Origin of the sequence: Micromonospora chalcea (assembly GCF_002926165.1) — a bacterium.
GTDB classification, from domain to species: domain Bacteria; phylum Actinomycetota; class Actinomycetes; order Mycobacteriales; family Micromonosporaceae; genus Micromonospora; species Micromonospora chalcea.
The window spans coordinates 1-20,938 of the sequence record NZ_MAGP01000123.1 but is presented as its reverse complement, the minus strand read 5'-3'; the positions used below and the strand labels follow the sequence as shown (position 1 = coordinate 20,938).

At 73.6% G+C, this 20,938-nt stretch carries 18 protein-coding genes and 2 pseudogenes; 6 read left to right on the top strand and 14 right to left on the bottom strand.

The annotated features are described in order from the left end of the window. Nucleotides 1-10: 10 nt before the first annotated feature. Both hutU and BAW75_RS19530 read right to left on the bottom strand, forming a co-directional pair. Nucleotides 11-1,657: a urocanate hydratase gene (hutU, locus tag BAW75_RS19535; protein WP_104114462.1), complete on the bottom strand. Its 1,647-nt coding sequence runs from the start codon at nt 1,655-1,657 to the stop codon at nt 11-13. 12 nt (nt 1,658-1,669) lie between these two features. Continuing rightward, nucleotides 1,670-2,518, bottom strand: coding sequence for a MurR/RpiR family transcriptional regulator (locus BAW75_RS19530; RefSeq protein ID WP_104114461.1), 849 nt, complete (start codon nt 2,516-2,518; stop codon nt 1,670-1,672). A 114-nt stretch (nt 2,519-2,632) separates the two neighbouring features. On the opposite strand from BAW75_RS19530, the gene BAW75_RS19525 reads away from it, so the two are divergent. After that, nucleotides 2,633-3,826 carry a hypothetical protein gene (locus tag BAW75_RS19525; RefSeq protein WP_104114460.1) on the top strand — a complete coding sequence of 398 codons (1,194 nt, stop codon included), beginning with the start codon at nt 2,633-2,635 and terminating at the stop codon, nt 3,824-3,826. A 13-nt stretch (nt 3,827-3,839) separates the two neighbouring features. On the opposite strand, the gene BAW75_RS19520 is transcribed toward BAW75_RS19525, so the two are convergent. Next, complete coding sequence (locus BAW75_RS19520) at nt 3,840-5,444, bottom strand: hypothetical protein (RefSeq protein ID WP_146074861.1); 1,605 nt, start codon at nt 5,442-5,444, stop codon at nt 3,840-3,842. Nucleotides 5,445-5,597: 153 nt separating this feature from the next. Between BAW75_RS19520 and BAW75_RS32365 the strand changes: the two genes are divergently transcribed. Beyond that, nucleotides 5,598-7,286 carry an O-antigen ligase family protein gene (locus BAW75_RS32365; protein ID WP_167435589.1) on the top strand — a complete coding sequence of 563 codons (1,689 nt, stop codon included), beginning with the start codon at nt 5,598-5,600 and terminating at the stop codon, nt 7,284-7,286. Here the strand turns inward: BAW75_RS32365 and BAW75_RS19510 are convergent. Genes BAW75_RS19510 through rfbA form a run of 8 tightly spaced genes read right to left on the bottom strand, consistent with a single transcriptional unit; the run spans nt 7,202 to nt 14,925 of the window. Beyond that, nucleotides 7,202-8,494, bottom strand: coding sequence for an acyltransferase family protein (locus BAW75_RS19510; protein WP_104114458.1), 1,293 nt, complete (start codon nt 8,492-8,494; stop codon nt 7,202-7,204). The genes BAW75_RS32365 and BAW75_RS19510 overlap by 85 nt on opposite strands. Before the next feature lie 15 nt (nt 8,495-8,509). Then, nucleotides 8,510-9,316: a glycosyltransferase family 2 protein gene (locus tag BAW75_RS19505; protein ID WP_231915517.1), complete on the bottom strand. Its 807-nt coding sequence runs from the start codon at nt 9,314-9,316 to the stop codon at nt 8,510-8,512. 23 nt (nt 9,317-9,339) lie between these two features. After that, nucleotides 9,340-10,248 carry a glycosyltransferase family 2 protein gene (locus tag BAW75_RS19500; RefSeq protein ID WP_244206178.1) on the bottom strand — a complete coding sequence of 303 codons (909 nt, stop codon included), beginning with the start codon at nt 10,246-10,248 and terminating at the stop codon, nt 9,340-9,342. 5 nt (nt 10,249-10,253) lie between these two features. Beyond that, nucleotides 10,254-11,330 carry a glycosyltransferase family 4 protein gene (locus BAW75_RS19495; RefSeq protein WP_104114456.1) on the bottom strand — a complete coding sequence of 359 codons (1,077 nt, stop codon included), beginning with the start codon at nt 11,328-11,330 and terminating at the stop codon, nt 10,254-10,256. Further along, entirely contained in the window at nt 11,327-12,178 is an 852-nt protein-coding gene (locus tag BAW75_RS19490) for a glycosyltransferase (RefSeq protein WP_064446933.1), read from the bottom strand. The genes BAW75_RS19495 and BAW75_RS19490 overlap by 4 nt, the downstream gene beginning before the upstream one ends. 1 nt (nt 12,179) lies before the next feature. Further along, on the bottom strand, nt 12,180-13,448 hold the full coding sequence (locus BAW75_RS19485; RefSeq protein ID WP_244206177.1) for a hypothetical protein: 1,269 nt from the start codon (nt 13,446-13,448) through the stop codon (nt 12,180-12,182). Then, on the bottom strand, nt 13,445-14,047 hold the full coding sequence (locus tag BAW75_RS19480) for a dTDP-4-dehydrorhamnose 3,5-epimerase family protein (protein ID WP_064446934.1): 603 nt from the start codon (nt 14,045-14,047) through the stop codon (nt 13,445-13,447). Before BAW75_RS19480 ends, BAW75_RS19485 begins: the two co-directional genes overlap by 4 nt. Then, on the bottom strand, nt 14,044-14,925 hold the full coding sequence (gene rfbA, locus BAW75_RS19475) for a glucose-1-phosphate thymidylyltransferase RfbA (RefSeq protein WP_043326169.1): 882 nt from the start codon (nt 14,923-14,925) through the stop codon (nt 14,044-14,046). The genes BAW75_RS19480 and rfbA overlap by 4 nt, the downstream gene beginning before the upstream one ends. 86 nt (nt 14,926-15,011) lie before the next feature. On the opposite strand from rfbA, the gene rfbB reads away from it, so the two are divergent. Together rfbB and rfbD are read left to right on the top strand one after the other, a co-directional pair. After that, nucleotides 15,012-16,013: a dTDP-glucose 4,6-dehydratase gene (gene rfbB / locus BAW75_RS19470; protein WP_104114455.1), complete on the top strand. Its 1,002-nt coding sequence runs from the start codon at nt 15,012-15,014 to the stop codon at nt 16,011-16,013. After that, complete coding sequence (gene rfbD, locus BAW75_RS19465) at nt 16,010-16,888, top strand: dTDP-4-dehydrorhamnose reductase (RefSeq protein WP_030501823.1); 879 nt, start codon at nt 16,010-16,012, stop codon at nt 16,886-16,888. The genes rfbB and rfbD overlap by 4 nt, the downstream gene beginning before the upstream one ends. On the opposite strand, the gene BAW75_RS19460 is transcribed toward rfbD, so the two are convergent. After that, on the bottom strand, nt 16,857-18,299 hold the full coding sequence (locus BAW75_RS19460; protein WP_043326163.1) for a sugar transferase: 1,443 nt from the start codon (nt 18,297-18,299) through the stop codon (nt 16,857-16,859). The two genes, rfbD and BAW75_RS19460, sit on opposite strands and share 32 nt — an antisense overlap. A 109-nt stretch (nt 18,300-18,408) precedes the next feature. Further along, the gene (locus BAW75_RS19455; RefSeq protein WP_043326162.1) at nt 18,409-19,476 is read right to left on the bottom strand and encodes an LCP family protein; all 1,068 of its coding nucleotides are present in this window, start codon (nt 19,474-19,476) and stop codon (nt 18,409-18,411) included. A gap of 165 nt (nt 19,477-19,641) precedes the next feature. Between BAW75_RS19455 and BAW75_RS19450 the strand changes: the two genes are divergently transcribed. Beyond that, the gene (locus tag BAW75_RS19450) at nt 19,642-19,941 is read left to right on the top strand and encodes a hypothetical protein (RefSeq protein ID WP_104114454.1); all 300 of its coding nucleotides are present in this window, start codon (nt 19,642-19,644) and stop codon (nt 19,939-19,941) included. Between the two features lie 71 nt (nt 19,942-20,012). After that, nucleotides 20,013-20,759: pseudogene (locus BAW75_RS33220) on the top strand (expansin EXLX1 family cellulose-binding protein); the annotation flags it as partial. On the opposite strand, the pseudogene BAW75_RS32970 reads toward BAW75_RS33220, so the two are convergent. Then, nucleotides 20,699-20,938 (bottom strand): annotated as a pseudogene (locus tag BAW75_RS32970) (hypothetical protein); the annotation flags it as partial. The pseudogenes BAW75_RS33220 and BAW75_RS32970 overlap by 61 nt on opposite strands.

Here is a 20,938-nt window from a genome sequence, read left to right as displayed (position 1 = left end):
GGGCCCTTCCTTACTCGGCCATCGGGATGCGGACGCCGGTGCGCTCGGCCACCGCGCGGGCGTCGTCGTAACCGGCGTCGACGTGCCGGATGACGCCCATCGCCGGGTCGTTCGTGAGCACCCGCTCGATCTTCTGGCCGGCCAGCTCGCTGCCGTCGGCCACGCAGACCTGCCCGGCGTGGATGGACCGGCCGATGCCGACGCCGCCGCCGTGGTGGATCGACACCCACGACGCGCCGCTGGCGGTGTTCACCAGCGCGTTCAGCAGCGGCCAGTCGGCGATCGCGTCGGAGCCGTCGGCCATCGCCTCGGTCTCCCGGTAGGGGCTGGCCACGCTGCCGCAGTCCAGGTGGTCCCGGCCGATCACCACCGGCGCGCTCAGCTCGCCGGACGCGACCATCTCGTTGAACCGCACCCCGGCCCGGTCCCGCTCGCCGTAGCCGAGCCAGCAGATCCGCGCCGGCAGACCCTGGAACGCGACCCGCTCGCCGGCCATCCGGATCCACCGGGCGAGGGACTCGTTCTCCGGGAACAGGTCGAGGATCGCCCGGTCGGTGGCGGCGATGTCCTTCGGGTCGCCGGAGAGCGCGGCCCAGCGGAACGGGCCCTTGCCCTCGCAGAACAACGGCCTGATGTACGCGGGCACGAACCCGGGGAAGTCGAACGCCCGCTCGTATCCGCCGAGCTTGGCCTCGCCCCGGATCGAGTTGCCGTAGTCGAAGACCTCCGCGCCCGCGTCCAGGAAGCCGACCATCGCCTCCACGTGCTTCGCCATCGACGCGCGGGCCCGGTCGGTGAACTCGGCCGGCTTGGCCGCCGCGTAGTCCCGCGCGTCGCCCGGGTCCACGCCCTCCGGCACGTACGACAGCGGGTCGTGCGCGCTGGTCTGGTCGGTCACGATGTCGATCGCTACGCCCCGGCGCAGCAGCTCGGGGAAGACGGCGGCGGCGTTGCCGACCACGCCGACGCCGAGCGCCCGCCGGTCCCGCCTGGCCGCGAGCGCCCGCTCGATGGCGTCGTCCAGCGAGTCGGCCACCTCGTCGAGGTAGCGGTCGTGCACCCGGCGGTCCAGCCGCGACCGGTCCACGTCCACGATCAGGCAGGCGCCGCCGTTCATGGTGACGGCGAGCGGCTGCGCCCCGCCCATCCCGCCGCAGCCGGCGGTGAGCGTCAGCGTGCCGGCGAGCGTGCCCCCGAAGCGCTTGGCGGCGACGGCGGCGAACGTCTCGTACGTGCCCTGGAGGATGCCCTGGGTGCCGATGTAGATCCACGAACCGGCGGTCATCTGCCCGTACATGGTCAGGCCCAGCGACTCCAGGCGGCGGAACTCCGGCCAGGTGGCCCAGTCGCCGACCAGGTTCGAGTTGGCCAGCAGCACACGCGGCGCCCACTCGTGGGTCCGCATCACGCCGACCGGCCGGCCGGACTGCACCAGCATCGTCTCGTCGTCGCGCAGCTCGGTGAGCGTGCGCACGAGCGCGTGGTACGACGGCCAGTCCCGGGCCGCCTTGCCGGTGCCGCCGTAGACCACCAGGTCGTCGGGGCGCTCGGCCACCTCCGGGTCGAGATTGTTCATCAGCATCCGCAGGGCGGCCTCCTGCGGCCACCCCTTCGCGGTGCGGGTGACGCCGCGGGCGGCGCGGACGGGCTGGTGCATCTCGTACTCCTCTCAGCCGAGGAACAACTGGCGGCGGGCGGCGGACGACTCGAACGCCTCGAGCCGGTCCTGGGTCTCGGCCGGTGCGGCGTCGCAGATCGCCTGGAGCACCACCATGGCCAGGGTCATCGGTGCGGTGTGCAGGTCGAAGACGAGGTCGGCGCCGACGGCGGCGGGCAGCACCACCTGGGCGTGCTCGGTGGCCGGGCTGACCGGCGAGTCGGTGATCGCCACGACGGTCAGGCCGGCGTCCCGGGCCTCGCGCAGCGCCTCCAGGGTCTCCCGGGGGTAGCGGGGCAGCACGAACGCGAGCATCGCCGTCGCGCCGGCCGCCACCGCCTGGTCCAGGCGGTCCACGAGCATGCTGCCGCCGTCGTCGAACACCCGTACGTCCGGGTGCACCTTCGCCGCGAAGTAGGCGAAGTAGGCGGCCAGCGGCGCGGCGGCCCGCAGCCCGAGCACCGGCAGCGGGCGGCTGGCGGCGAGCAGGCGGCCCACCTCGGCGACCCGGTCGGCGTCGGCGAGCTGCGCGGCGAGCCGGTCGAGGTTGTCCCGTTCGGCGTGCACCGCCCGTTGCAGGGCGTTCCCGGCGCGGTCCTGGTCGGCGGCGTCGCGCGCGCCCAGCTCGCGCAGGCGGCGGCGCAGCGCGGGGTAGCCGTCGTGGCCGAGCGCCATGGCGAACCGGGTCACCGACGGCTGGCTGACGCCTGCGAGCTCGGCCACCTCGGCGGCGGACAGGTACGCCGCCGCGCCCGCGTGCCGCACCAGGCAGTGCGCGATGCGGCGCTGCGTCGGGGTGAGCCGTACGCCGTGGAAGAGGTCGAGCAGGCGGTCAGGGGAGGCCGCACCGCTTTCATTCACGAGCCGACTCTATGCATGAAAACTTTCAGAGCGCAAGCGTCGCGCGACCGCAGGGAGGTCCGATGAGCGTGCTCTCTGTACTATCCGCACGGCGGGTGAACAGAGGAGTGGGGCATGCAGCCGGAGGGGCCGTACAGGTTCACCGAGACGTTGGGCGAGTGCCAGGTCGGCCGGGCGTGGGCGGCTCTCGACGGGCAGGACCGCCCGGTCACCGTCGCCGTCCTCGAAGGCGCCGCCGCCGCTGACCAGCGCTGGCGGGAGGCGTTCGCCAACGCGGCGAACGTGCTGGCCCAGACCCCCGGCGGCCACCGGTACGTCAACGCCGACTTCGCCGCCGCCGAGCCCTGGATCGCGTACCCGTCCGAAGAGGAGGGTGCGGCCGAGCGGCTGTTCCGCAGCCTCGGCATGGACTACCAGCGCACCCCGACGGCCGAGATGCTCCCGCCGCCACCGGCCGCCGCCCCGGTCTCCCCGCCGTCCCAGTTGCCGTGGGTTCCGCAACCCTGGGCGATGGCGGCTCAGCCGATCTCCGGCGCGCCGATGTCCCCGGCCGCCGTCGCCGCGGCCTCCGGGGTCCCCGCCACGTCCGCCGTCTCCGCGCCACCCGCCGTCGGCTCGGCGCCGGTGGCCACCGACCCGCTGGACCCGTCCGGCGGACGCCGGATCGCCCCGGTGCAGCCGGCGCCGAAGCGGCGCGACTGGATCTCGATCGTCGGCGCCCTGGTGCTCACCCTGGTCGCCGGCACCGCCGGGTTCTTCCTCGGCGCAGGGCGCGAGAAGGAGGCCGCGACGCCCACGCCGTCGGCCAGCCCGTCGCTGCCGCCCTACGAGGCCACGCAGCTCGCCATCAACAAGGCCAAGTTCGAGGGTGAGCTGGCCCCGCTGGTCGAGCCCTGGCTGACCCGGATCGGCGGCTGCACCGTCTACGACCAGCCCGGCGCACCGAAGCTGCCGGCGGACGAGAAGGGGCACGTGTTCTGCCACTACGGCGGCGCGTGGCTGCACTTCACGCTCTACCCGGGACAGAAGCAAAAGGACACCGCGCGGGCGTACCGCCAGCAGCTCAACCTGGCCGGCGGCTCGCTGGCGCCGGGGCTGCGCGAGGCGAGCACCACGAAGGGCGGGGTGACCGGCAAGCCCGGCAGCTACGTCGAGTACGCCTTCGAGGGCGAGGACGGCCGGGCGATCTGCGGCGTCTGGTGGGACCCCGACGACATGCAGGGGGCCTTCTACATCGAGACGCTCTGCAAGGACGGTGTGGACGGCGACTGGGACGCCCTGCGCGACCTGTGGCAGCGCGGCAGCTGACCGCCGCGCCGCGTCATGCGGCGCTGATCCGCACGACCGGCTCGACCCCGCCGGTGACCTGCTCGACGCGGTAGGCGGCGAGCGCCTGCCGCCAGGCGTCCACCTCGTCGCCGACGACGTGCGAGCGGATCAGCCAGACGCGCGCCCCGTCGCCGCGTTCGGCCGCCAGCTCGACTGCGTGCCGGAGACCGGCCTGCACGGCAGTGGTGTCGTGGCCGGGCACCACCACGACGTCGGGCCGGTCGGGCATGTCGACCCACCAGCCCACCGTGTTGCCGTGCGGCACCACCAGTCGCAGCCGCTCGTGCCGGGAGTAGAACGCGAACCCGTACCAGGCCGCGTTGTTCATGACCACGACGTCGTTCGGGAGCCGGTGCCGGGCCACGTACTCGGTCGCCGAACGCACGTCGGTGACGGCGATCGCCGTGTAGTAGAGCCCCGGCTCGTTCCCGTCGAACCGGTACCAGTGGCTGTTGCCGGCCGCGTACCCCCCGAGCACTACCGCGCAGGCGGCCGCGGCCAGGACGGCGGGCCGCACCCGGGGGAGCCGGCGGCAGGCCAGGTCGGCCGCGCGGCTCGCCGACCCGGCGACCCCGAGCCCGGCCACCGCGGCGGCGGTGACGAGCAGGAAGTGCGAGGTACGCAGTTCCAGCAGCGGATAGACCTTCGCGACGCCGACGATCGTCGCGACCACCGGCAGGAGCATCACGGCGACCGCGGCGGCGGGCCGGCCGTGTCGGCGGAGCGTCAGCGTGCCGGCCACGAGCAGCGCGGCCACCACCAGCCCGGGCGCGCCGACCACCGGCATCAGCGTGTCGACCTGCCGTGCCAGGTAGCCGGGCAGTTCGGTGACGCCGGGGAAGTTGCCGGCCCAGAACTGCTGCATGGGTACGTTGCGGCCCTGCATCGAGATGCCGAAGTAGACGCCGGTGAGCACCAGCCCGGCGTTGAGCCCGGCCACCGCCACCTCGACCAGGCGTAGCCACTGCCGCCGGACCGTGGTGACCAGCAGCAGCCCGCCGAACGCGCACGGCGCCACGATCGCGGTGACGTGGCTGACCAGCATGCCCGCGGCGACGGCGGCGGTCAGCACGTTGAGCCGCCGCCGCGACCACCGTTGCTCGACCCAGGCGACCAGGGCGAGCACGCCCACGGCCACGGCGGCGTCGGCGGTGTACTGCTTGAGGTCGTGGCGCACCTGCTGGGCGGGGAGCAGCAGGACCGCCGCCGCGCAGGCCGCGCCGGCCACCACGCCCCGGCCGGGCGTCGACCACCGCAGCGACCTGCCGAGCCCGTACGCCGCCACGACCGCGAGCCCCTGGAACGCCAGGGTGACCAGCCGCAGGTCGTCCGGGTCCGGCACCAGCCGCAGCAGGAAGCTCCAGCCGAGCGGGCTGGACGACGTGGTGACCGGCAGGTCGCCCAGCGGGAACCGGACGGACAGCGCGACCCACGCCTCGTCGAGCCAGTACGGCGCGCCGAGCATGGTCTTGACGTCGTGCAGGATCGGCAGCAGGCACAGCAGCGCGAGGACGGCGGTGCTGTCCCACAGGATCGGGCGGGGCCCCGGCGCTCGGCCCACCGCCGCGCCGGTTCTGTCCACATCGGCTGGTTCCACCCGTGTCACCACGTAGATCCCTATCCCCGCCTGCCGACCGGCCGTCACCCTAACCCACCACTCAGGTGCGTCGACAGGCCCGGAACTGCGGGTCCGCGTCCCCGTCCCCGGGGCTGGTGCCGATCGGCCACTGCTGATCCGTACGATCGTGCGGTGCGCGTGTTGGCTGACCGGATCAGGGGCGTGGAGCGCAGGGTCCGCTACCTCGGCCTCGGCCTCGTCGTTCTGGCGGCCGGGTTCCTGCTGACGGGCAGGTGGCAGCTCGCGCTCGGGGTCGCCGTCGGCGCCCTGCTCGGCTGGGTGCTGACGGACCCGGTCCGGATCACCTGGGCGGTCTTCGTCATCGCGTTCGCCGTCCCGGTGACCATCGACGTCGGCTATCCGACGAATCCCTCGTACGCGCTGCTGCTGGTCCTGTTCCTCCTCGCCGCGTGGGGGCGGGTGCTGCGCGCCGAACGCGACGGGTGGCCGCCGAAGGCGCTCGCGGCGGCGCTCCTGCTCCCGGCGTGCGCGGTGCTCGCGGGGCTCGTCCACTGGCACGGGGTGAAGCCGATCGCGGTCGGCGTCGCGCCCCTGCTGTGCTTCGGCGTGCTGGCCTGGCACCTCGCCGAGGAGGCACGGCACGACCGGCGGACCGTCCGGCGGATCGCGGAGGCGCTCACCTGGGTCAGCGTCGCCGTGGCAGTGTTCGCCAAGTACCAGACCGCTTCCCGGAGCTGGCCGATCTTCGACCAGTTCGCGTACGACTGGACCTACACCTCGGCGTTCGACGCGACCCGGGCGGTGGGCCTGTCCGGGCACCCCATCATCTACGGCACGTTCGCCATGGCCATGGTGCTCGTCGCGCTGACGCTCCGGGGCCGGTTCTGGTACGTGCCGGTCACCGCCAACCTCGTCGGCCTGGTGCTCTCCGGCACCCGCAGCGCCTGGGTGGGCACGGTTCTCGCGCTCGGGGTCTGGCTGTTCCTCCAGTGGCGGAAGGTCAGCTGGCGCGGCCTGGGCGCCACTGCCGCCGTCGGCGCGGTCACCTTCACGCTCGTGGCGGTCAACCCGCCGGCCCAGCGGCCCGACACCACCACCGCCGCACCCACGCCGAGCCCGGCCGCTCCGGCGGCGAGTTCGGCGGCGCCGGCCCCCGAGTCGCCCGCTGCCACGCCGAGCCCGGCCACGCCGAGCCCGGCCGCGCCGAGTCCGGCCGCTCCGGCGCCTCCGGCGGCGAGTTCCCTGCCGCCGGAGCCCGTCGCGCCGGTCCCGGCCGCGCCCACCGCGAGCGCAGTGGACTCCGTCGACGTGGCGGGATCACGGATCTCCGACCCGGCCAGCGCCGACGCCCGCTTCACGCGCATGAGCGTCGTCTGGGACGGCATCACCCGCGACTGGTCCACAGTCGTCTTCGGCAACGGGCCGGAGGCAAACGTGCGGTTCCTGGAGAACGTCGGCATCGGCGACGGCCAGGCCCAGGTCTTCGACAACACCTACCTGACGTTCTGGTACAACTTCGGCCTGATCGGACTGGCCTGCCTGCTGACGCTCCTGGTGCTGCTCTACCGGCACCTCCGGTCGCTGCCGGCCCGCCTCCTGCTGGTCGGGTTCGCGGCCCAGATCTTCTTCTTCGACGTATGGCTGTGGCTGGGCGCGGTGGCCGTGCTGCTCCTGGCGGTCGCGCTGGGCGCCGCCGACAACCCGTCCCTGTCGGCGCGGCCGCTGCCGGTGCCGCGTCGCCGGCAACCTGGCGCGCAAGCCGCCGCCGGCCCCCGTCAGCCAGCGGCCGGCGCGGCGGCCGGATCCGGCTCGGCGCCCGCCGCGCGCCCGGGCAGCGCAGGCACGTCGGGACCGTCCTGACCCGGCGGACCGTCCGGCGGCTCGCGCAGCGCGGGCGGCGTCCAGTCCTTTCCCCGCAGCGCCGGCTTCTCCACCAGATGCCAGGAGAGCATCGCCAGCCCGAGGCTGAGCACGGCGCTGACCAGGAAGAACCCGGCCACGCCGAGAGCCGGCAGGCCGAACTTGGCGAGCACCTGCTGCACCACGAACGAGTAGATGTAGACACCGTACGAGTAGTCGTTGTCGCGGCCGACGCGGTGCAGCACGCGCGGCAGCCGTACGGCGAGCCAGAGGACGGCGTACGCGTAGGCGAGCAGCGCCGGTGCGAAGAACGAGCCGTCGACGGCGTACACCCCCGGGCCGACGAAGTCGCCCCGCACGGCGAGCCAGCCGACCGTCCCGAGCGCGAGCACGCCGAGCAGGTCGTTCATCGGCAGCCGGTCGCGGTACAGCTCGGCGGCCCCGCCGGCCAGGAACATGAACCCGAACCAGAGCAGGTAGGTCTTCTGCAGCGCGCCGAGCATCGGCAGCGGACCGACCGCCCCGCTGGTCCAGAGCGCCGCACCGGGCTGGAGGTGGTTCCAGCAGAGGACGCCGAACACCGCGACCACGGCGAGCAGCGTGACCCAGCGGAGCTGCCGGCGCAGGACGGTCAGCGCGGCCAGGACGGCCACCGCCAGATAGCAGTAGATCTCGTAGGCGAGCGTCCACAACGACCCGTTGATCGTGTTCCCGCCCTGCCAGTGCCAGTACGGCGTGTCACCGCGCAGCAGGTCGGCGATGCCGAACTGCCGCAGCCCGCCCCACCAGTTCAGCCGCAGGTAGTCGAGCACGCCGCCCGGGCTGCGCCACAGCCCGTCGAGCGTGCCGTGCCGGTCGAGGTACAGCAGGGGCGCCACGACCAGGCCGGTGAACAGCAGGCAGACCCACAGCCCGGGCCAGATCCGCAGCGCCCGGTGCCACAGGAAGCGGGGCACCGAGTTGCGTCGCGCCGAGCCGACGACGAGGAAGCCGGAGATCGTGAAGAAGCCCGCCACCGCCAGGGCGCCCAGGTCGACCCGGTGCATCAGCGGACGCCCGAACCCGAGGGCGGCGGTGTGGGACAGCACCACGGCCAGCGCGAAGACGAGCCGCAGCGCGCCGAAACCGTTGGCCCGCCCGTGGTACGCGCTCGCCAGCGGCTGCGACACGAGCGCACGCCGGACGGCGGCCTTCAGGAGGGGAGACACGCGGACCGACCCGGCTCAGCCGGCCACCGGCGGGCGGGGCGCGGGCACCCGTGAACCGATCAGCCCGGCCGCCCGGTGGTGCCGGCGGGCAGCCGGCGGCAGGCCGACCAGGAACTCGGGGAACATGCCGAAGAAGATCCGGGCGCTGCGCAACTCCAGCGTGTGCGCCGGTGACCACCGCACCGAGTTCGTCGCCCGCGCCCAGTGGTGGGTCCACCGCACGTCACCGAGCAGGGCGACCGGGAAACCGCGCTGCCACGCCCGCAGGCCCAGCTCGTGGTCCTCGTAGTAGAGGAAGAAACGCTCGTTCCATCCGCCCAGCTCGACGAGGTCCCCGGTGCGTCCGGCGACCGCCGCCCCCATCAGCCAGGCGACGTAGCGGACCTCGCCCGGCTCGGCCACCATCCGGTACGACTCGTGCAGGCGGGACAGCGGCCACAGCTTCCGGTTGCCGAGCTTCGCGGTGGCGTACGGGAAGCCACGCCCGTTTGGTTGCGGGGTCCCGTCGGTGGAGAGCAGTTGGGGCGCCACCAGTCCGCCGTGCGCGTCCAGGTGCCGCGCGAGCGCCTCCAGCCCGTCCGGGCGGACCTCCAGGTCCGGGTTCGCGAAGAGGACGTACCTGCCGGCGGCCTCGTGCAGCGCGACGTTGTTGGCCCGGGAGAAGCCCACGTTCTCCGGCAGCCGGACGACCCGCGCGCCCAGCTCCCGGGCCACCGCCGCCGAGTCGTCGGACGACGCGTTGTCCACCACGATCCACTCGTACGGCTTCTCGCCGCGCCAGCAGCGGCGCAGCGTGTCGGCCGAGTTGTAGGTGACAGTCACGACACTCCACGGGTGTCCCGTCATCACGCTCTCCGAACTGTCAGATAGCTGAGCAGGGTCGCGAAGCCGAACCGCTTGCCGGTCCACTGCCGGCGGGCGGCCGGCCCCTGCCGCAGGCCGTGTCCCACGCCGCGCAGGAACGGCCGCAGCAGGCCCTGGCGGGCCCGCCGGGCGGCGAGCGCGACGTGCGCCAGCGCGAGGACCGGCAGCGCGACGAGCAGCAGCGGCCAGGTGAGGGTGCGCGCCGCGACCAGGAGCCGGTTGCGGGCCAGGAGGAACGCCCGGAAGCCCTGGAGCCGGTCGTCGCCGTCGACGCTGTGCCCACCGGCGTGCGGGAGCATCAGATCCAGCGCCCGGGTACGAACCCCCGAGGCGTGGAGCCGCAGGGCGAGGTCGGCGTCCTCACCCCAGGCGAACAGGTGCTCGTAGAACCCGCCGAACCTGCGGTACAGCTCGGTGGGGAAGACCGCCGCGCCGCCGGACGGGCCCAGTGGCGCCCGTGCCGTCGTGGCGGACCGGTCGATGAACAGCGAGACCGGGTTCAGGTCGATGCCCACGTACTCGCCGCCGTGCATGGCCAGGCCGACCGCGACCGGGGTGCCGGGGTCCTCCGCGACGGCGGCGCAGATGCGGGCCAGCGCGCCGTCGGGCAGCCAGACGTCCGGATTCAGCAGCAGCACGTGGCCGGTGGTGGTGGCCGCGACGGCCCGGTTGCAGCCGGCCGCGAAGCCCGGGTTGGACGAGTCGGGAAGGTACCGGTACCGGTCCTGGTCGAGGCAACCGGCGATGATCTCCGCGCAGCCGTCCTCGGGCCAGTTGTCGGCGAAGACGAACCGCACCGGCAGCCCTTCGGCGCTGCGTACCCAGGTGGGCAGCGTCTCGGCGAGCATGCCGGCGGACCGGTAGAGCACCGTGACGACAGTCAGTTCCACGGCGGTCACCGCAGCGACCGGTACAGGCTCTGCCAGCGCGTCACGCACCGGTCGAAGGCGTACTCCTGGGCGTACCACTCGGCCACGCCCCGCCGCTCCTCGGCGGGCCCGGCCTGGGCCAGCGCCCGGCGGACGGCGCCGGCCAGCGCGGCGGGGCTGGGGTCGGCCCGGACGGCGAGATCGTCGGTGGCGTGCCGGGTGACCTCGGCCAGCCCGCCGGCCCCGGTGTGCACCACCGGTACGCCCAGGGACAGCGCCTCCAACGCGCTGAGCCCGAACGACTCGACCCGGGACGGCACCAGGAGGCAGTCGATCCCTCGGAGGAAGTCCGCCGCGACGACCCGGCCGACGAGTTCCAGGTTCGGCCGGGCCGCGATCGGCAGCGAGCCGGCCCCGGCGACCCGGACGTCCATCTCCGGCAGGTGCGCGGCGGTCTCGGCCAGCAGGTCCGCGCCCTTCTCCCGTTCCAGCCGGCCCAGGTAGCCGACCACTGGACGCCGGCCGGGTGCCGGCGCGTCGGCGGGTTTCGGGGCGGGCCAGTCGGCCGGCAGCGGGTTGGGGATCAGGTGGACGTTCCGGACGCGGCCCCGCTCACGCAGCTCGGTGGCTTCGAACTCGGACACCGCCACCGTCGCGTGCGGCCGGAGGCGGCGCATCGCCAGGTCCAGCGTGATGTTGGACTGGGTGGCGGCCTTCTGCTGCCACGACCCGGCGGTGTCCCGGTACTGCCAGAGGCTGTTGTGCAGGGTGACCACGAGCGGGGTGCGGTCCAGGCTGAGCGCGGCCCGCGCGTGCATCGCCGCGGACAGCAGGTGGGCGCAGACCACGTCCGGCTTCACCTCGCGGACGAGACGGCGGATCTGACGCGCGTAGCCGAGGTCGATCCGGCTGGCCCCGCCCAGCCCGACCCACGGCACCCCGGCCTCGCGCAGCGACCTGCCCACCTCGTCGTCCGAGGTGGCGGCCACCACGTCGACGCCGGTACGGGCGTGCGCCGGCACCAGCTCGGCGAGCATCCGTTCCGCGCCGCCCAGCTGCCGCCGCCCGGAGCCACCGGTCGTGCAGACGAAGAGCACCTTCACGACGCACGCAGCCCCGCGACGGCCCCGCGCGCGATCGCGCGGCGCACGGAGTCGCGGCCCACCGCCGCCCGCAGCAGGATGCCGCAGACGTACGCGGTGGCCGCCACGCGACCACGGCGGCCGCCCAGGTCCCGGCTGGCCCGGATGAACTCCCGGGTACGCCGCTCGGAGATCTCCTCCGCCGACCAGCGCCGCTTGGCGGTCGCGTCGTCCTCGTGCATGATCACGGCGTCCGCCACGTACGCCAGCCGTTTGCCCTGCCGGCGTACCGCCCAGCACAGCCGCATGTCCTCGGAGTAGAAGAACGACGTCTCGTCGACTCCGCCGATGGCGTCGAAGGTGCTGCGCCGCAGCGCGACGAACGGCCCGGTCAGCCAGTCCGCCTGCTCCGGGGGCGCGACGATCCGCAGGCGCGGCACCACGAGGCTCAGCCCGGTGGCGTGGCCCAGCCCGACCCCCATGGTCAGGAACCGGCCGCCCTCGGTCTGCGGCACGCCCTCCGGCGTCACCACAGCGGGGAAGGCGGCGCCCACCTCCGGGTCCTCCAGAGCCGTCAGCAGCCGGGCCACCGCGTCACCGTGCACGACGATGTCGTTGTTGGAGAGGATGACGTTCGCCCTGCTGGTGTGCCGTACGCCGAGGTTCATGCCGCGGGCGTACCCCAGGTTCGAGCCGGACTGGACGTAGGTGACGCCCTGCTGGGCGCAGAACCCGCTCAGCGCCTCGCGGATCTCCGCCGAGCTGCCGTTGTCCACCACGACGATCTCGGCCTCGGCGGGCAGGGACAGCACGCAGTCGCGGGTGCGGTGGAAGTCCTCCCAGGCGAGAACCACGATCGAGACGTCCATCTCACACCATCCCAGGATTCGGCGGCTGCGCCCGGCGCAGGCTCGCTCTCGACGCGAACGCGTGCACGGCGTAGGCGAGCGAGGAGGCGACCGCCGCCCCGACCACACCGGCCCACGGGATGACGCCGAGGTATGCCGGAACCGCGACCGCCGACGTGACCACGGCGACCACAGTGGTCGCCTTCTCACCCCGCCGCTTCAGCAGCAGGGCGCTCCAGCTCTTTCCGGCCGCCGTGGCCAGCGAGCCCGGCAGGAGCAGCAGCCCGAGGAGCCAGGCGTGCCGGTACTCCGGCGCCAGGAAACCCAGCACGCCGAGCCCGACGATCGCGGCCAGGGCGATCGGCAGGGCCGCCGTCACCACCGCCCGCGTCGGGTCCGGGCCGTTCCCACCGTCCCGGTCGGCGAGGATGCGCTGTGCCCGCACCACGGCGCCGGCCTGCGCGAACTCCAGGGCGGCGACCGCCAGCGCGTAGACGCCGAGCGGACCGGCCCCGGCGAACCGGGCCACCAGGACCTGGTTGAACCGCAGCGTCATCATCTGCGCGAAGATGCCCAGGTGCAGGCTCCCGGCCGCGAGCAGGTCGGCCCGGAGGTCCGCGCCGGTCGAGGTGGGCGCCGGGGCCGCGCCGGCCCGCCGCAGCCGGACCAGGACCAGGCCGCACACGGCGAAGGCGCTGAGCCACTGCACCGCGAGCCACACCATGCTCCACACGCCGCCGTCGAGCCGGCCGGCGGCGTAGAGGGCGGCGTACCCGGCGACCAGGACCGCGCCGCTCGCCGCGCGCATCGCGTAGACCAGCCGGAAGCTGCGCTGCCGCAGGGCGAGCGACGAGACCGTGTTGAACACGGTCAGACCCACCGCGGACCCGACGCCGACCAGATAGGCGCCGACGCCCGCCGCCGCGGTGAGCAGCGCGGCGGCGACACCGGAGAGGAGTACGGCGACGCCGAGGATCGCGATCACGTACGTCCGTCCCCGGGACTGCACCCAGCCGGCCGGACGCGAGATGAGGAAGGTGTCGAGCGACAGCCCGCCGACGGCCGCGCCGAGCGTCGCGCTCACCATGTTTGCCGACAGTTCGCCGCGCTCCGCCGCGGGCAGCGCCACCGACATGACCGCCGCCAGGCCGGTCAGTCCCAGCGCGCCGAGATAGAGGCGCTCGGGCGCGACGAGCCGCCGCAGCAGACCGGCCGCCCGGTGCCCGGACGGAGGCGTCGTGCCGGGGTCCGACGAGGACTGCGCGGCGTCGACCAGCGAACCGCCTGTCACTCGTCGCCCCCGAACGGTGCGGCACAGGTGCGGGTACTGCGGTAGTCGGGCAGGAGCCCGGCCGTACGCGCGTGGGCCAGGCTCGGCGCGGCGGCGTCGCGGGCCGACAGCACCGGCGCCTCGGCCGGCCAGTCGATCGCCAGGTCCGGGTCGAGAGGGTGCACCGTGTGCTCGGCGCCCGGGTTGTAGGTGGTGGAGCAGAGATAGCTGAGTGTGGCGTCGTCGGTCAGCGCGCAGAAACCGTGCCCCAGACCCTCGCTGAGATAGACGGCTCGCCGGTCGACGTCGTCCAGCCGCACCGCCTCCCACCGGCCGAACGTCGGCGAGCCCACCCGGATGTCCACCACCAGGTCGACCACGGCCCCGCGTACGCAGGTCACGTACTTGGCCTGGCCGGGCGGGACGTCGGCGAAGTGGATGCCGCGGACCACGCCCCGCGCGGAGACGGACAGGTTGCCCTGGGCCAGCCGCAGCGGACGCCCGACCACCTCGGCGAGCCGGTCGAACCGGTACCACTCCATGAACAACCCGCGGGAGTCGCCGTGCTGCCGGGGCGTGATCTCCCACGCCCCCTCGATGCTCAGCGGCCGGATCTTCATCCTTCGGTCCCGCTCCGCTCGGCCAGCAGGCCCAGCAGGTATTCGCCGTAGCCGCTGCGGGTCAGCGGATGGGCGAGCACGCGCAGCCGCTCGTCGTCGATCAGCCCGGACCGCCAGACCACCTCCTCGACGCAGCCGATCTTCATGCCCTGGCGCTCCTCGATCACCCGGACGAACTCCGCGGCCTGCATCATCGAGGTGAACGTGCCGGTGTCCAGCCACGCCGTGCCCCGGTCGAGGACCGTCACGGTCAGCTCGCCCCACGCCCGGTACGTCTCGTTGACCGCCGTGATCTCCAGCTCGCCGCGCGCGCTCGGCGTCAGCTTGCGGGCGATGTCGACCGCCCGGTTGTCGTAGAAGTAGAGGCCGGGCACCGCGTACCGGGACCGGGGACGGGCCGGCTTCTCCTCGATCGAGAGCACCCGGCCGTCGGCGTCGAACTCGACCACGCCGTACGCCTGCGGGTTCGCCACCGGGTACGCGAAGACCCGGCCGCCCGCCGGTTCGCCGTGCTGGGCGAGCTGCCGGCCGAGCCCGACGCCGTGGAAGATGTTGTCGCCGAGGATCAGCGCCACCGACTCGTCGCCGATGAAGTCCGCGCCGAGCACCAGCGCCTGCGCGATGCCCTCCGGACGGGGCTGTTCGGCGTACGCCAGCCGCAGCCCCCACTGGCTGCCGTCGCCGAGCAGCCGCTCGAACTGGGCGCGGTCCTCCGGAGTGGTCACCACCAGGATCTCCCGCACGCCGGCCATCACCAGAGTGGAGAGCGGGTAGTAGACCATCGGCTTGTCGAACACCGGCATCAGCTGCTTGGAGACGGCCCGGGTGATCGGCCACAACCGGGACCCGGTGCCGCCGGCGAGAAGGATTCCACGCACTCGCGGAGACTACCCGTGACGCCGTCACCACCGTGGCCCGTCGACGTCCCGCCTGCGCTGCGGGTACGGCGTAGACTCCTCCACCCGTGAGGATCCTCGTCACCGGCGGCGCCGGCTTCATCGGGTCGGAGTACGTGCGGATGCTGCTGGGCGTGCCCGGCGGCGACGCGGCCGGGGTGCCCACGACGGCGCCCACGGCGCTCACCGTGCTGGACAAGCTCACCTACTCCGGCAACCCGGCGAACCTGGCCCCGGTACGCGACGACCCGCGCCTGCGCTTCGTGCACGGCGACATCTGCGACGCGGCGCTCGTCGACGAGGTGGTGCCCGGCCACGACGTGATCGTCCACTTCGCCGCCGAGTCGCACGTGGACCGCTCGATCACCGGCGCGGCGCCGTTCGTCACCACGAACGTGCTCGGCACCCAGACGCTGCTGGACGCCGCGCTGCGCCACGGCGCCGGCCGGTTCGTGCACGTCTCCACCGACGAGGTGTACGGCTCGATCGACTCCGGCTCCTGGACGGAGGACTGGCCGCTGTCGCCGAACTCGCCGTACTCCGCCTCGAAGGCCGGGTCCGACCTGCTGGCGCTGGCCTACCACCGCACCCACGGCCTGGACGTGGTGGTCACGCGCTGCTCCAACAACTACGGGCCGTACCAGTACCCGGAGAAGGTCGTCCCGCTGTTCGTGACGAACCTGCTCGACGGCGGCACCGTGCCGCTCTACGGCGACGGCGGCAACGTGCGGGACTGGCTGCACGTGCACGACCACTGCCGGGGCGTGGCGATGGTCCAGGAGAAGGGGCGGACCGGCGAGGTCTACCACATCGGCGGCGGCACCGAGCTGACCAACAGGCAGCTCACCGAGCGGCTCCTGGCCGCCTGCGACGCCGGCTGGGACCGGGTCGTCCCGGTCACCGACCGCAAGGGCCACGACCGCCGCTACTCGCTGGACATCAGCAAGATCAGCGACGAGCTGGGGTACGCCCCGACCATCGACCTCGACCGGGGGCTGGCCGAGACCGTGCGCTGGTACCGGGACAACCGGGCCTGGTGGGAACCGCTGAAGACGGCCGGCCGCCGGTGACCCGGGTGCTCGTCACCGGCGCGGGCGGCATGCTGGGGCGGGACCTGCTCGCCGTGCTGCGGACCCGGCCGGACCTGTCGGTCACCGCCGCCACCCGCGCCGGCCTCGACGTCACCGACGCCCACGCCGTCCGGGACGCGGTGAGCGGGCACGACGTGGTGCTCAACGCCGCAGCGTGGACCGACGTGGACGGCGCGGAGACCCGCGAGGCGGACGCCACGGCTGTCAACGGCGACGCGGTCGCCCACCTGGCCCACGCCTGCGCCGGGTCCGGCGCGCGCCTGGTGCACGTCTCCACCGACTACGTGTTCGCCGGGGACGCGGTCGAGCCGTACCCGGAGGACGCCCCGACCGGCCCGGTCAACGCGTACGGGCGCGGCAAGCTCGCCGGGGAGCTTGCGGTGGCCCGGCTGCTGCCCGAGACCGGGTACGTGGTGCGTACCGCCTGGCTCTACGCCACCCACGGCCGCAACTTCGTCACCACGATGCTGCGGCTGGCCGCCGAACGCGACCGGCTCGACGTGGTGGACGACCAGCGCGGGCAGCCCACCTGGTCGTACCGTCTCGCGGAGCGGCTCGTGGCGCTCGCCGACGCGGCGCTGGCCGGCGACGCGGCGCCCGGGACGTACCACGGCACCGCCGCCGGCGAGACCACCTGGTACGGCCTGGCCCGCGCCGTGTTCGCCCTGCGCGGCCTGGACCCGGACCGGATCCGGCCCACCACGAGCGACAGTTTCCCGCGCCCGGCGCGGCGTCCCCGCTACAGCGTGCTCGCGCACGGCCGGTGGGCCGCGGCGAAGCTGCCGCCGCCGGGGGACTGGTACGCCGACCTGGCCGAGGCGCTCAGCCTCCACCGCCCCGGAACACCTCGCTGACGGTACGCAGCACGATCTTGATGTCGAGCCAGAGCGACCAGTTCTCGACGTAGTAGTTGTCGAACCGCGCCCGGTCCGAGATCGGCGTGTCCCCGCGCAGGCCGCTGACCTGCGCCAGCCCGGTGAGCCCGACCGGTACGCGGTGCCGCATCGCGTAGGTCGGGTACTCCACCGAGAACTTCTCCACGAAGTACGGCCGCTCCGGGCGGGGCCCCACCACGCTCATCTCACCGCGCAGGATGTTCCACAGTTGCGGCAGCTCGTCCAGCGAGGTGCGCCGCATGAACCGCCCGATCGGCCCGACCCGCTGATCGTGGGCGATGGACCAGGTCGTCTGCGACTCGTGTTCGTCCTCCGGGCGCATCGACCGGAACTTGATGACGTGGAACGGCTTGCCGAACCGGCCGATGCGCTCCTGCCGGAAGAACACGCCCCGGCCGCCGTCGAGGAACGTGGCGAGGGCGCAGAGCAGCAGCAGCGGGCTCAGCACCACCAGCGCGGTCACCGCGAAGACCACGTCCGAGGCCCGCTTGAGCCGCCACCGGGGGCCGGTGAGCGTGGTGTCGCCGATCTTGACGATCGGAATGGCGCCGATGTGGTCGGGGTAGCCGCCCTGCGACCGCGAGCCCCACAGCCGGGGCACCGCCCACAGGTCACACCGCGAGCTGGCCGGACGCAGCAGCGACTCCATCAGCTCCGACTCGGAGCAGTCCGGGTCGGCGATGACCAGGACCTCGCACTCCAGCATGTCGGTGAGCTTCTCCAGGTCGTCGATCGTGCCGATCAGCGGCAACGCCCCCATGCGGGGCCTCGACGGGGCGTCCACCGCGCCGACGAACCGCAGCCCGTACTGCGGGTGGCGGCGCAGCAGCCGGGCCAGCTCCCCGCCGATCGGACCGCCGCCGATGACGATGGTGTTGCGCTCCACCCACCGGCGCTTACGGGCCAGCAGGACGAGCCGGCTGTTCAGCGCGCGCCCGACGATCACCAGGCCGGCGGAGAACGCGACGCCCTGGACGAAGCCGCTCACGTGCGGCACCGAGTCGTGCCGCAGCGCCGCGATGATCGCCACCACCGCGCCGGAGGCCAGCAGCCGCCCGCCGAGGCTCGGCAGCTCGTCCAGGATGCTGATGTGCCGGCGCGGCCGGTACAGTCCGCCCGCCGCGAAGAAGCCCACCGTCAGGGCCGCGTTGGCCAGCGTGCCGCGCCAGTAGTTCTGGGTCAGCAGCAGCGGCGCGAGCAGCGCCGCCACGTCGATGGGCGCGGTCACCATCCACGCGCGCACCCATCGGGTACGCGTCGACGCCCGCGACCCGGCGTAGGGCAGGACCGTTGTCGTGTCCAGGCCGCTGTTCATCGGCGGATCGTTCGACGGCGCGGCCGGATGCTCGAACGCCGGAAGGCGTGGCATTGTCGATCCTCCCCCGTGACGCCGCCGGCCCGGATGCGGAGACCGACGACGATCGCAGGATACGAGCGGCCCCGCCGCGCCGCCACCACCGGCATGGCAGATCGACGTCCTACTTTCCGCTGACGGCGAGAATCTCCGGGACCGAGTCGCGGCGGACCGCGTCGAACAGCGTCTTCGCGCGCGCCGGATCCGGGAACACGACGCTCTCGCTGCCGACCCGGCCGGTCCCCTTCACCGGGCAGGTGAAGAACGTCAGATTGCCGCTGCGCAGGCCACGCATCTCCATCGCGAGGTCCACCAGAGACAGTGATTTGTCGACGGCCACCGAGTTCGACGTGGCGCGGACGAACGAGTTCAGCTTCGCCGGGTTGGTCATCACCCCGCCCGAGGCGGCCTTGTCCAGAATGGCCTTGATCACCTGCTGCTGGTGCCGGATGCGGGCGAAGTCGCCGTCGGGGAAGGCGTGCCGTTCCCGCGCGTAGTCGAGCGCGGCGGCGCCGTCCATGGTCTGGCGGCCCTTCTTGAACGTCCGCGTGCCGATCAGCGAGTAGTTCGTGGTGAACCCCTTCTCCACGTCGATCTCGACACCGCCCAGCGCGTCGATGATCTCCTTGAAGCCGGCGAAGTCCACCATCGCCACGTTGTCCACCCGTACGCCGCTGAACTTCTCCACCGTCTGCACCATCAGCGGCACACCGCCCCAGGCGTACGCGGCATTGATCTTCGCGTCGCGACCGCCGCGACCCTCCTTCGACTTCGGGACGGCCGTCCAGGTGTCCCGCGGGATCGAGATGAGCTGGGCGCTCGACCGGTCCTTCGGCAGGTGGGCCAGGATGATCGTGTCGCTGCGCGAACCGCCGGTGCTCTCCGGGTCGCGGGAGTCGCTGCCCAGGATCATGATGTTCATGGCGCCCTTGACCTCGACCTGCGGGCGCGACTCCTCCGGTACGCCCTCGAAGGCGTCGACCCGTTCGATCGACTTGTCGACGGAGCGGTAGTACAGGCCGCCGGCCAGCGCGCCCCCGCCGGCGAGCAGCACCATCACGAGCAGCACGATCAGGGCGATCCGGCGGCCCCGGCGACGGCGCGGCGCCTTCTCCCGCACCGGCTCGCCCGCCTCCACATCGGAGACCCCGGAGCGGGCGTCGGAATCGGCGAGCTGATGGCGATCTGACATGCTGCGATGCTACTGATTCGCGCTGCGCCGCGGGGGGACCCTCGGACGGCAGGCGGTGGGCCTCGGCACCGGTCGGCGAGCCGCACGACCGGCGTGCCGGGCCTTGCCGTGAGGAGCGTCACGGATCGATGATGGTGGGGCAGCCAGGTCGACCGAGGAGTCGAGATGCAGGTTATCCACCAGCCCCGGGTGGCGTGGGACGCGGCCCGCGTCATCGGCGCGTCGATCCACGACGAGGAACTGTTCCGCTGGCTCTACCGTGTACTCGGCGACCTGCTCGGCCCCGCCACATGGGCGGCCCTCGACGAGACCCGCGACCGGGTCCGTTGGTCCGGCGACGAACGGATCCCGGTCGAGACCGGAGTGTGGCGCGTCCGCCTGGAGGACTCGCTGCGCGGACGCCCCGACCTCGCCGACGAGCTGGCCGGCATCGTCGCCACCGCCGGCGCGGTCCGGCCGTACTAGCCGCCGCGCCGGTTTAGCTTTCGCTTAGCGCGCTTGTCCGGCGGCACGCCGGTCCGGCAGCATCGACCGGCGTGACCGACGGCACCGTACCCCACCCGCCGACCGACGACCACGCGCCCGCCAGCCGTGCCGCCACGCGCCGTCGCCGGCTCGCCGCCGCCGGTCTGGTCACCGTCGCGGCGGCGGTCGCTGTCGCCCTCGCGGTACGCGGCGGCGCCGCCCCCGCCTGCGCGGCCCCGCCTCCACCCGCCGGCGTCCCGGTCCTGGCGACGGGTCCACTCGGCGCCGCTCCGCCCGTCGGTGGGACGACCCGCAGCGGCAAGGCCACCTTCTACGACTCCGCGGGCGCCGGCGGCAACTGCTCCCGCCCCGCCGCCCCGGCCAACCGGATGTACGTCGCGCTCGGCCCGGGCGAGTACGCGGCCGGCGCCTCCTGCGGCGGGTTCCTCGACGTCACCGGTCCGCGCGGCACGGTCCGGGTGCTCGTCATGGACCAGTGCCCGGAGTGCGCCCCCGGCCACCTCGACCTGTCCGCGGAAGCGTTCGCCCGGATCGCCGACCCGGTGCAGGGCGTGGTGAAGGTCAGCTACCGGGCCGTGGTGAACCCGCCGCTGCCCGGGCCGCTCACCTTCCGCATGAAGGAGGGCTCGTCGCAGTGGTGGTTCGCCGTCCTGGTCGGTGACCACGGCAACCCGCTGCGCTCGGTCGAGGTCCGGCAGAACGGATCGTGGCGGGCGGCCCAGCGGCAGGACTACAACTACTGGCTGATCGATTCCGGCGCCGGCCCCGGCCCGTACACGATCCGGGTCACCGACGTGTACGGCAACCGCGCGACCGCCACCGGCGTCCGGATGCTCCCGGGCCAGGTGCAGCGCAGCGCGGCGGGGAGGCGGCCGATCTCGCGGTAGCCGAGGCGCTTGTAGAAGCGGTCCAGCCCCAGCCCGTCGCGGACCGTCACGTGCAGCGCCGCCAGGCCCAGCCCTCGGGCGATCCGCTC